The 10,607-nt window shown below is 61.7% G+C and carries 8 protein-coding genes; 3 read left to right on the top strand and 5 right to left on the bottom strand.

Features of this window, described 5'->3' with window-relative positions:
• The first annotated feature begins 216 nt into the window (after positions 1 to 216).
• Positions 217 to 663: a hypothetical protein gene (locus tag H5J30_RS08225; RefSeq protein ID WP_181786501.1), complete on the top strand. Its 447-nt coding sequence runs from the start codon at positions 217 to 219 to the stop codon at positions 661 to 663.
• A gap of 107 nt (positions 664 to 770) precedes the next feature.
• Here the strand turns inward: H5J30_RS08225 and H5J30_RS08220 are convergent, their stop codons facing one another.
• The 5 genes from H5J30_RS08220 to H5J30_RS08200 form a co-directional block, all read right to left on the bottom strand.
• Positions 771 to 2,132, bottom strand: a complete 1,362-nt coding sequence (locus tag H5J30_RS08220; RefSeq protein WP_181786499.1) for a hypothetical protein — start codon at positions 2,130 to 2,132, stop codon at positions 771 to 773.
• A gap of 1,854 nt (positions 2,133 to 3,986) precedes the next feature.
• Positions 3,987 to 5,855: an FtsK/SpoIIIE domain-containing protein gene (locus tag H5J30_RS08215; RefSeq protein WP_181786497.1), complete on the bottom strand. Its 1,869-nt coding sequence runs from the start codon at positions 5,853 to 5,855 to the stop codon at positions 3,987 to 3,989.
• A gap of 74 nt (positions 5,856 to 5,929) precedes the next feature.
• Positions 5,930 to 6,295, bottom strand: coding sequence for a hypothetical protein (locus H5J30_RS08210; RefSeq protein WP_181786495.1), 366 nt, complete (start codon positions 6,293 to 6,295; stop codon positions 5,930 to 5,932).
• Between the two features lie 90 nt (positions 6,296 to 6,385).
• The gene (locus H5J30_RS08205; protein ID WP_374100955.1) at positions 6,386 to 6,571 is read right to left on the bottom strand and encodes a hypothetical protein; all 186 of its coding nucleotides are present in this window, start codon (positions 6,569 to 6,571) and stop codon (positions 6,386 to 6,388) included.
• 422 nt (positions 6,572 to 6,993) lie between these two features.
• The gene (locus tag H5J30_RS08200; RefSeq protein ID WP_258563183.1) at positions 6,994 to 7,422 is read right to left on the bottom strand and encodes an ATP-binding protein; all 429 of its coding nucleotides are present in this window, start codon (positions 7,420 to 7,422) and stop codon (positions 6,994 to 6,996) included.
• 316 nt (positions 7,423 to 7,738) lie between these two features.
• Between H5J30_RS08200 and H5J30_RS08195 the strand changes: the two genes are divergently transcribed.
• Both H5J30_RS08195 and H5J30_RS08190 read left to right on the top strand, forming a co-directional pair.
• Positions 7,739 to 9,070 (top strand): NsdA family TPR-like regulatory protein, encoded by a 1,332-nt coding sequence (locus H5J30_RS08195; RefSeq protein WP_181786493.1) that lies wholly within the window; start codon positions 7,739 to 7,741, stop codon positions 9,068 to 9,070.
• 50 nt (positions 9,071 to 9,120) lie between these two features.
• Positions 9,121 to 10,607 (top strand): NCS1 family nucleobase:cation symporter-1 (locus H5J30_RS08190; protein WP_181786491.1); only part of this gene is annotated, 1,487 nt, incomplete at its 3' end.

Genomic DNA, 10,607 nt, shown 5'->3' with positions numbered 1-10,607 from the left:
GAGTCCGAATGGCGCGCGATCGTATCGAAACTGACGGATCCGGAGCGCAGGACAACACCCGGAACTGGCCGGGCTGCAAAGTACCTCGGGTCTGGAATCTACAAATGCTGTTGTGGATCGCCTCTACGCGTCGACAAGTCCAGTAGGCGCGCTGGCCGCTTCGTGTATCGGTGTCAGGAGAGGGGCAAGGGGCACGTCACGGTTTCTCTCGCTGACTTGGATGACTTCGTCGCGCGGGTCGTGGTCGAACGGCTGAAACGCAAAGATGCAGCGGATCTGATCCAGTCGCCTTCCTCGGACATTGACGTGGCTGCGCTGCAATCGGAATTGGCTGAGCATCGACGGAAGTTGGAAGAGATAGCAGCCGACTACGATGACGATCTGATCACCAAAAGCCAGATGGTTGTGCGCACGCGGCGTCGGCGGGCCAAGATGGACCGAGTAAAGGACCAGTTGGCAGAAATGGACGACGGGGAATCGCCACTAGGGAAGGTAATCCAGGCCGACGACGCCAAGGCGGCATGGGAAGAACTCACGTTGGGTGAGAAGCGTATCGGCCTTAGAACAATTTTCAGTATCACGGTTCTCCCCGTCGGCAAGGGCAGCCGTCTGAAGATTGAAGATCGCGTGAACTTTGAGCCTGTCGAGGCAACTGTCAACTGACTGAATGGCGTGAAGACCTTGCCCATCTCGTCCACTCCTGTGCGGAATCTTCAGCACAAGGTCGACGGAAACGGTGCCTGGGCTGAGTAGAGGGGCGCATTTGTCGCTTAACCATCCAAGGATAGTGAGTCATAGGCGTTCCGAACTTCTCTGAGGCCCCATTTTGGGAGAAGGTTTCCATACCAATCGATCCCGTGCCTTTGGGCTGACTCGGCCGTATCCTCTTGGCCCAAGTCGGTAAAGTAAGAGCCAAGCACTTCAAGGCCGATAATCCCGGAATTCAGGCCTTGGATGATAATCGATCTCGCCTGGGTTTCATCTCCTGCGCGCGTGTGGGCCGCGATCTTTTCCCTGATGGCACGCACTTCTTGAGCTTTTCCGGACTCGGAAAACTCCTTTCCGTATTCCTTCAGCCGGTCCATGCTTTCTCGAAGTACTTCCGTATGTTCGTTCAAAGCGCTAGTGATCAATTTCAGTCTGGGGGCAGCGACTTTGAGTTCTCGATCAATTAGGAGTTTTGCCTCCACTTCGGAAATCGTGAACCGCTCGGCGATCGACCGAATTGCAATCTTCGACGCCTCGTCGAGATCGCCTGCCCCGATCATCATGCCGATCTCCGGGTACTGGCGACTGACCATGCGCTGTACGAGTTTTTCGGAACTTGCAGTATCGTCGGCCAGGTCGTAGGCTTCGCGCATTCTAATCCAAGGCTTGGTATTATTCTTTTCGAATTCAACCACGCACAGAGCTTCGGCTCTCTCCTGCTCGCCGCTTCGAAGCAAGTGATAGGCAAGCCATTCGATGCCGGCAGGACCGCCTGACAAGTAGTTCGTCTCCATGATTTGTGCTGCCCCGATGCAATCCTCTGCAAATTCAAGAAGTCCTGCAAGCATACGCGCTGACTCGAAATCACCTAGGTCTGAGGCGCGAAGAAGCAACTGGGCTGCGTAGAAGCAACGCCCGCGCTCCTCCAGTGCCGTGGCAATGGACCTTAGCTGCTCCACGTCCCTTACATGGCGCAGAACCGTAAATAGGAAAGACGGTTGTGGTGGCATATTAGAACGTTCTTTTCGGCCGACTTGTTCGAGATAATCTGAAACCCTGTAGGCGCGATCAGAGTCCGATAGCGCGCCTGGCATCGGGTGATTTCTGATTAGTAGCCCGCTAGCACCTCTGCAGGGCGCAAGTGCGTACTTAATTCCTTCTTCGATCCAATCATCAGAGAGCCTGGCCAACACCTCATCATCCATGGCCAAGGTCGCCATTTCTGTGAGGAGTGGTCGAGGAATCAGGGGAGAGTGCCCCATTCGCCTTAGGTCGACTGCTGCATCTACTATTGCCTTGATATGTTCCGGCGCATTCTGGTAGCGTTCCAATTGGGCGGGTGCGCCTGCCAAAAATTGCGTGATGCGAGAGTTTCCTCCACCTCCTTGCTCGTATGATTCAAAAAGGCGCGGGTCTGAATTCATACGGGATCTTAGAGACTCAAGGGCTTGGGTGGAGAACGAGGCTGGGACCGAAACACTGTGGTCCGTTAGGAGCGACCGTGCATGTGGATGCTTGTCAGAACTCCTTCCATCAGGCAGTCGAGTAAGTTCGTCCCAGTGATCAGGCCACAAGGTTCCCAGTACAAGCATGGGTGCACTTCGGGGGTCTCGCAGTAGTTCGCGCAAGCCTGCGGCGACTCGTTCACCTGATTCGCTGCCGGGAGTATTCAAGTAGAGTTGCGTTTCATTTAACCAAAGCACTGTTTGAGAGGGGATCCCATCCTCAAGAGCCTGCAAAAGGGAGTCCGGATGACTCGGATGAATCGGATGTATCAGCGACCAGGAATCTGGCAGTTTTTGGATAGTCTCCCAACACGCTCGCGTTTTTCCCGTGGATGATTCCCCCACAAGAATGGCAATCCTGTTCTTTCCCTCAGCTACCTTTGCCACGATATCTTCGAGGGTCTTATCATGAGGGCGCTGAATGTAGAGAGGCAGCGCAGGGAGACCGAGCTTAGCTGCTCCAGCATCGATGGATCGATGAACCTCTAGGTCAAATGGGTTCGTCCAATGTTCGATCTTTCGCCGTGAGCTAGAGGTCTGATCGTGCCCTAGGCTACTCCGAGCGCTCTCCCATAGATCTTTCCAGAACCTTCTTTGCGGGTGCTCGTTGGCCCAGTCGCTGTATGTAGCCACCAATTTCCATAGATCCTCTGGATCCTTGGGGATTCTAGGCCGAGAATCACTAAACCAACCGCTCACTGTCTGCTTCGCCAAGCCGGATTTCTGAGCCGCTGTATTTCGACTCCAAGCCTTGCCCTGATTCTTTCGATTGTGTTGCGCTCGCGCTTCCAAAGATTTGAGCTGTTCTTGCAGGTTTTGTACTGTTTTATGCCCTGTCACCTGCACCCCTGTCTCGCTTCCGTACCTGACTTGCCTCGTCCGACTCGGACCTGTCGGACAACGGCGTGACCACGAGCATAGCCAGCAAACAGTCTGTATGGACCGACATGGCTTCTGGCTGAGGAGAGGACTTGGGAGGGTCGGCGTCGATGCCGCTGAGGTGGCGTCTGGGGATAATGCAATGTACTGGAGGTCATATGTTTCAGAGAGTGTGGCGCACATTGAAATGCCGCGTGCTGCAAGGCGTTGTAGATTGTGATCGTGAGGCCCGTAATAACGGCATTCTGGCCATGGCAGTGTTTTGTGCCATCTACCTTAACCCTGGCTTGGCCGCCCCCGTTACCGTGGTTCTTGCGTTGAGGCAGTTTCACGTGCGTTAGGTGAATGCGTATCAGCCGTTTCTGTTGATGACGGTTCGCCCTGCCGGCAAGGAACCATCGGTTTCTTCAAGGTGAAGGGGCTATTGTCGGTGCGTGCTTCACTGGCTAGGTATAAAGTAAGGGCCCCGGAGCAATTTCCGGGGCCCTTACCGTATTGCTATTTCACGGTCTTGTCGCGGAACAATAGTGCCAGCAGAGCGCGTTGCTCATCACTGAGCGGGGGCATCGTGTCCACGATGGCCTCGGCGCGGGCGTCCATCTCTGACTCTCGGATGGTGTGATCTGTAGCTCTTGCCTTCGCGTCAGGCGTCGGTGTTCGCCTCTCTCGGGTCCTTCGTTGTTTCCTGGTAGGTGATTCCTTTCGTCGAGGGACGTTGTTCTGTTGCACGCGCTGATATCGCCTCCATTCTGTCGATGCCCGAATACTCTGGAGCCAGGCGGAGCACTCCCGGGTGATCGTGGCTACTCACGGTGTTCGTACACGTCCACGTCCACAGGGGAACAAATGGCCTCAATGCGCGCAGGCGCGCGTGAGGCGTGGACGTTCCGGCCGTTACCGTGTGTCACGGTTCGGCGGGCGGCGGTCCCGTGTAGCGCGGCGGGCGCGGCGGGTGCGGGTGGGGCTTGCCGACGCCCGTCCGCCGACTGGGGCCTGGCTGTCCGTGAGCGCCCGCCAGCGGCCCCGGGAGAGCTGGACGGCCCGGCCTGCGTCGGCGTGCTCCCGGAGCCGGTAGTACACCCAGCTCCGACCCCGGCCGGAAGCGGTCATGAGTCCCTTGACCGACGCGCCCTCTGCTCCGGCCCGCCGGAGAGCGACCCACAGGGCCGTATCCGCCCCGTCCGCGCCCTCAGAGGCGTTGTCGGCGGGCGTGGCGGGTTCAGGGCCGGAGGGGTCCTCTGCGGCCCTTGACGGCCCGTCTGCGGGCGCGGCAGCGGCCGGTCGCTTCCCCGCGTGGACCGACACATGCCGGATGACGGCATCGTCGGTGACCAACCAAGCTCGTGCTCTGTCGGGTGTCTGGTGTTCGGGGCCGGAGATAAGGAAGCTCCCCGGGAGTGTGAGAGCGTCCGCGTTCCAGCCCGACTTGGCGAATCCCTGACCGAGAATCAGGTCAGCGTCGCGACGCTCCCGCACGCGCAGGCAGATCCTCACATCCATCTGTGTGCGGGTAGCACCGCCCATCGTCTTCTGCGTGGGCCGCTGAGTCGCTACTACCAGCGTCACGGCTACGGCACGACCACGGCGCGCTATGGAGTCAGCGAATTCGCGGGCTTCCTCGGGGAGTTCCGCGTACTCGTCGATGACGATGACGAGTGCGGGATTCTCCGGGGTGGGTTCCCAGACCCGCTGTCCTTGTTCGGTGAGCAGACGCGCGCGCCGTTCCAACTCGGCTACGCCGTCGCGCAGTAATGCGCAGGCGTGTCGTCCGTTTGTCTCCAAGCGGCCCAAGCACGGATTCCACGGGGAGAGTTCCATTCCTTCCTTGAGGTCGATTCCCCAGACGACGGCATCCCTGCATGCCGTGAGGACTCCGAGGATCACATTCACGACCCCGGACTTCCCGGAGCCGACCACGCCCCCGATGAGGACATGCCGCCGCAGGAACGACACGGCCACCGTCCGGGCATCTTCGAAGAGCCCGAGAGCTACTGGCCGTGTGATGCTGGCGGTTGCGGTCTCAGGCCATTCGAGCGGTTTGGCGTGCGGGTCCTTCTCCACCACGCGCAGAGTGCATCGGTCGGCGCGCTTGCTGTCGGGAAGGACACGGACCGAACCTGCTCGCACACCGAGTGCCGATTCAATGGCACCGATACGGCCCACGGCATCGCTCACCGTGTTGCCTTTCCGCAGGATGAGGCGGGCGGTGAATCCCCAGGCATCCACGACGGCGGATGCGATACGGGATCCGGGCAGGCCCATGTTCTCTGCGAGTCCGGGCCACGCGGATATCGTGCGTTCCACGCGCACCCGGGCGCGTCGCCTGCGGTGGATCCACCACGGAATTCCGCAGACAACCGTGGCGTACAGCCAGATGCTTCGAATAGGCTGAGTGGTCACGCTGGCGGTAATGGCGGCCGAACTCCAGCCGCCCATAGCGGCTATGACGACGGCGCCGTAGGCCCGCTCAAGGGGGCGGTCCATCCCGCACGCCGCCCATATGCGCGCCAGAACTCGCGCAGCCCGCGCACCGAACCGGTGCCGTCTCAGCACCGAGTGAGGGAACCCCACGGCGGCGGTGAGTACGACGGTACCCGTGAGAACGGCTCCCCATATGCCGCTGTTCCTCTTATGGGCAACCGCAGACGTGATGAACACGGCTACGGCGACGGTGAACGGCGCGAGTGCGGAACGGTGGCGCCACAGGAAACGGCCGAACATGCCGGGCAGGACAACCCACAGGGGTTCGGTGTCAAGGAGCATCAATCCGACTGTGTCGTTGTTCTTCCGCAGCGCTCTGCGCTGCCTGTTCGACAGTTGCCGCGTATGACGCCTCCTCAAGTGGCGTCACCTCCCGCGGTTTCCGGTATCCGGCCCTTGTGTGTGCCGTACTCGTCGCGCAGGTACCAGAGGGGGTCGCTCTCGCCGTCGTGCTCCGCGGAGAGGGCCGCGCGAATGGCGGCGAGCAGGTTCGCGGTGCGTCGGCGCTCTTCGGTGATTGCTGCCGACAGTCGGTGGTTTTCGATGCTGAGCTGTGAGGCTTCGATTGCTCGGGCTGAGAAGTACATCAGCAGCACGAAGCCGTCAGCGTGGCAGTGTGCACAGCGGTTGACTCGGTCCAACGCTGCCCAAGCGTTGTTTATGGCCTCCAGGTCTATCTTGACGCGCGGCAACAGGCGCGTGATTTCGTCGTTGGATGTCAAGGGGTTGGCAACCTCCTTTGTTCGGCGTGTACTTGGTGTTGTTCTGTGGTTCCGGTGTCCCGCGCGCGGTGCGCGGGACACCTCAGGCATCTAGGAACTGGACTGGATCACGTCGAGCAGACCCTGAGTCACTTCAGAGATCGGCTCCGCGAAGCTGGACGATGCCAGATAGAACCCCAGGACGATGCAGACCGTCGCATGCGAGACACGTAGCCCCGCGTTCCTGCACAGGATGAACGTGATCACGCTGAGCAGACCGACCACGGACACGGTCACGACCAATAGATTCACCACCTCCCTTCTTTCCTCGCGAACTTGTTGCCTGACTGTTCCGTTTATCGAATCTCCCTGTCTCCTCGCTGGGCTTTCCGTCGTTCCCATCGGCCGCGCCGCTTGCACTTGATGCAGGCTCCCCTTGCATCCGATGCCACGGCACCGCAGACGCACCGGTTCCGGGCCCGGCACCCCTCATGTGCGGGTAACAGTGCTCCTCACCTCCTCGTATGGAAGATCTGTGAAAGCCGCTGTGCACAGCACTACGGCCCCGGTAGGCTTACCTACCGGGGTTCCGCAGTGTTCCCCTGCCGGACCACCCGGTAGCTTCCAGGCGACGGGTGGTCCGGTCTGCTGTGAGGGATATTTAGTTGTCAGTACGCAACTGGCATCCCGTGAGGAATATCGCGCTGATTATGGTGACTTCACTCCGGCGGGACGGTGTATGGGTCGAATACTTCGGCCCATACGACCTTGCCGATCCCGCCGCGCTCCGCTACCCCCCATCGGGTCGCTAACTGCTCGACCATGAGCAGTCCGTAGCCGCCCGACTCATCAGGCTCCCGTTGCTTCGGCCATACGTCGGAGGCATCGTGCACCTCGATACGTACTCCATTTTCCTGCCGGAGGAAGCGCGTCTGAATCTCTCGCCCGGGTGGCACATGAGCATGAACGACGGCATTCGTCATGAGCTCAGTGACCACCAGTGCAGCCGACTCTTCAATCCCGGCCAGCCCCCACCCGGCCAACGCCTTGCGCAACTGGGCTCGTGCCAGCCCGACACATCGGGGATGCCGTCGCCATTGCCACTTCATCACCGACGTGTCCGCAGTGCCATGCTGATCGAACGTCATGTATGGCATCTGGTATCGCCCCAAAACTGATTCTTTCGGTGGTGGTTGGTGGACTGGTTCGGAAGCGGCACCCGCGGCACGGTCGAAATTGCATATGGTCCTGAGACTGATTCGCGTCCCAATGAACCGTGCAGCACAGCCGCTGTGCGGTCTGTAAGCTGCACCCTGCCGGTGCCGTTGTGCCTGCTTCATGGGCCCGATGGTGACGCGCGGGGAGCTTTTACGGAGCCCCCTCCGTGGGCTACCCATCGGGGGTAGACTCTGGGGTCAGGACCTGCACCCCCGCCTTGACCTCGAACGACGCGAGGACTGCGAGATGGCCGACGATTTCCCGGCGGCACTGCCGCCGCATGTGCTCGAACGGGAGGACGTACGCGAAGCGTTGGGGCGCCACGACTTCGGTGAGGTGTTCCGCCTGGCGAAGAAGTGGGGCGGCATCAGCTTCCTGAAGATCAGCGAAGCGTGCGGTATCAAGGGTGAGCGGGTCGGGCAGATTGCGCGTGGCCGATCCAAGGTTACGCAGTTCGAAAAGGTCGCAGAGATCGCAGACGGCTTGCGCATCCCAGGTCATATGTTGGGATTGTTGCCGCGCCCCTGGGAAGCTGAACAGCTTTCCCCGCAACTCCCTGCATCCCCGGGTGAGTTCGGCCCGGTACTCCCTGACTTCGACGTAGGGCCTTGGGAAGTAGCGAAGTTGGCCCAACAGGCAAGGGCTACCGACGTAAGCCAGGAAGACCTGGAGACCGTTCTACTCGCCGTTGACAGGCTGTGCCGTTCTTATCCGTATGTCCCGGCGCGAACCCTGCATGTACAGACGCGTAAAGGGCTACGCCACATCAACAAGATGATGAATGGCCGTACGACGCTCAAGCAGCATCGAGAGCTTCTGGTGCAGGCTGGATGGCTCTTTCTGCTTGGCGGCTGTCTCGAATACGATATGGGTCAGCGCGAAGCGGCTGAGATCAGCCGTGATACCGCCAGGCGTATCGGGCACGAGTCAGGGCACGGCGAAATCACCGCGTGGTCGTTCGAACTCGGGGCGTGGTTCGCTCTGACCCAAGGGCGATTCGGAGATGTGCTGGAGTGCGTGGAAGCCGGTCATCGGTCCGATTCGACGCACAGCGTCGGTGTGCAACTCTACGCACACGCCGCAAAGACCCATGCCCGCATCGGAAACGCCCGTGAAGTGCGGGACACCTTCGATGCAGGACGTGCGCGACTCGACCGCCTTCCCCGGCCCGACCACAGAGAACACCATTTCGTCATCGACCCCGACAAGTGGGATTTCTACGAGATGGATGCCTATCGGATGCTAGGTGACGATGCCCGTGCATCCGGGCACGCTCGGGAAGTCATCCGGATCGGTACCACACCGGACGGGGCAGAGCGATACCCCATGCGTGTTGCGGAAGCCCGGCTCACTCTCGGTGTTGCTGCGGCGCGTTCAGGCGAGCTTGACGAAGCGGTCAGTATCGCCCGGGGTGCTTTCGGTACGGAGCGGAAGTCGCTACCCTCTTTGCTCTTGGTCGCTGGGGAACTCACCGGTGAGTTGTTGCAGCGATTCCCGCGTGAGTCCCTGACGCGGGAGTTCCACGAGGAAGTCAAAGACATTTCACACGGTGCACCACCTGCCATCGGCCCTGCCTGAGGCCCCCGCGCGGCACCTGGCAGGGCCCTGTCCCCTGTGAGGTGCGTCACATGGCCAGCGTCCCAACCGCTCCCACCAGCACAGACGTTGACTCCGAGAACTGGCATAGTTCAAAGTTCGCCAACGGCGACCTGCTCCCGGTCCCGGCCGCGCAGCGGACCTGGACCACCTACAACTTCGCCGCGCTCTGGGTGGGCATGGCGGTCAACGTGCCGACCTGGACGCTGGCCGCGGGCCTCATCGCGCTGGGCATGGACTGGAAGCAGGCCGTTCTCACCATCGCCCTGGCGAACGTCATCGTGCTGCTGCCGATGCTGCTGACCGGCCACGCGGGACCGAAGTACGGGATCCCCTTCCCCGTCCTGGCCCGCTCGTCGTTCGGCGTGGTCGGCGCCAACCTGCCGGCGCTGCTGCGCGGCGTCGTCGCCTGCGCCTGGTTCGGCATCCAGACGTGGATCGGCGGCCAGGCGATCTACTTCCTGGCCGGGAAGATCATCGGGGCCGGGAGCTGGTGGGTCGAGGCCGGCTCGTGGGGCGGCTACCCGTGGCCGCAGTGGCTGTGCTTCGTGCTGTTCTGGCTGGTCGAGGTCGGCATCATCCTCTTCGGCATGGAGGGGGTGAAGAAGCTGGAGAACTGGGCCGCGCCGCTGATGCTCGCGGGCGCGGTCGCCCTGCTCATATGGATCGCCGACCAGGCCGGCGGCTTCGGCCCGCTGCTGGACGAGCCGTCCGAGCTGGGCTGGGGCTCCGAGTTCTGGAAGGTGTTCTTCCCCGCCCTCATGGGCATGATCGGCTTCTGGTCGACGCTGTCGCTGAACATCCCGGACTTCACCCGCTTCGGCGCCGGCCAGCGCGCGCAGATATGGGGCCAGTCGCTCGGACTGCCCACCACGATGGCCGCGTTCGCGCTGCTGTCCGTGCTGGTCACCTCGGGCTCGCAGGCGGTCTACGGCAAGCCGATCTGGGAGCCGGCGGAGCTGGCCGCGCGCATGGACACCAAACTGGGCGTCGCCTTCGCCCTGTTCGTCATCCTGCTCGCCACCCTGACGACGAACGTCGCGGCGAACCTCGTCAGTCCGGCGTACGACCTGTCCAACCTGGCGCCGAAGGCCATCAGCTTCCGCACCGGATCGCTGATCGCCTGCGCCGCGGGCATGCTGATGTTCCCGTGGGAGCTGATCGCCAACCCGGACATCTACATCTTCGTCTGGCTGGGCACCTACGGCGGCCTCCTGGGCGCGGTCGCGGGCGTCCTGATCGCCGACTACTGGCTCGTCCGCCGCACCGCGCTCGCCCTGCCCGACCTGTACCGCCGCGACGGCGCGTACTGGTACACGGGCGGCTGGAACTGGCGCGGCGTGCTGGCCTTCGCGGTCGGCGGCCTGCTGGCGATCGGCGGCTCCCACACGGACGCGGGCGCCTCCGGCCCGTACCCGGAGGACGGCCTGATCCCGTTCCTGAAGCCGCTGGCGGACTACGGCTGGGCGGTGGGCCTGGGCGCGTCGCTGATCCTGTACACGGCGCTGATGTCGGGCGC

Origin of the sequence: Streptomyces phytophilus (assembly GCF_013870535.1) — a bacterium.
GTDB classification, from domain to species: Bacteria; Actinomycetota; Actinomycetes; order Streptomycetales; family Streptomycetaceae; genus Streptomyces; species Streptomyces phytophilus.
This window is presented reverse-complemented; position numbering and strand designations above follow the sequence as displayed.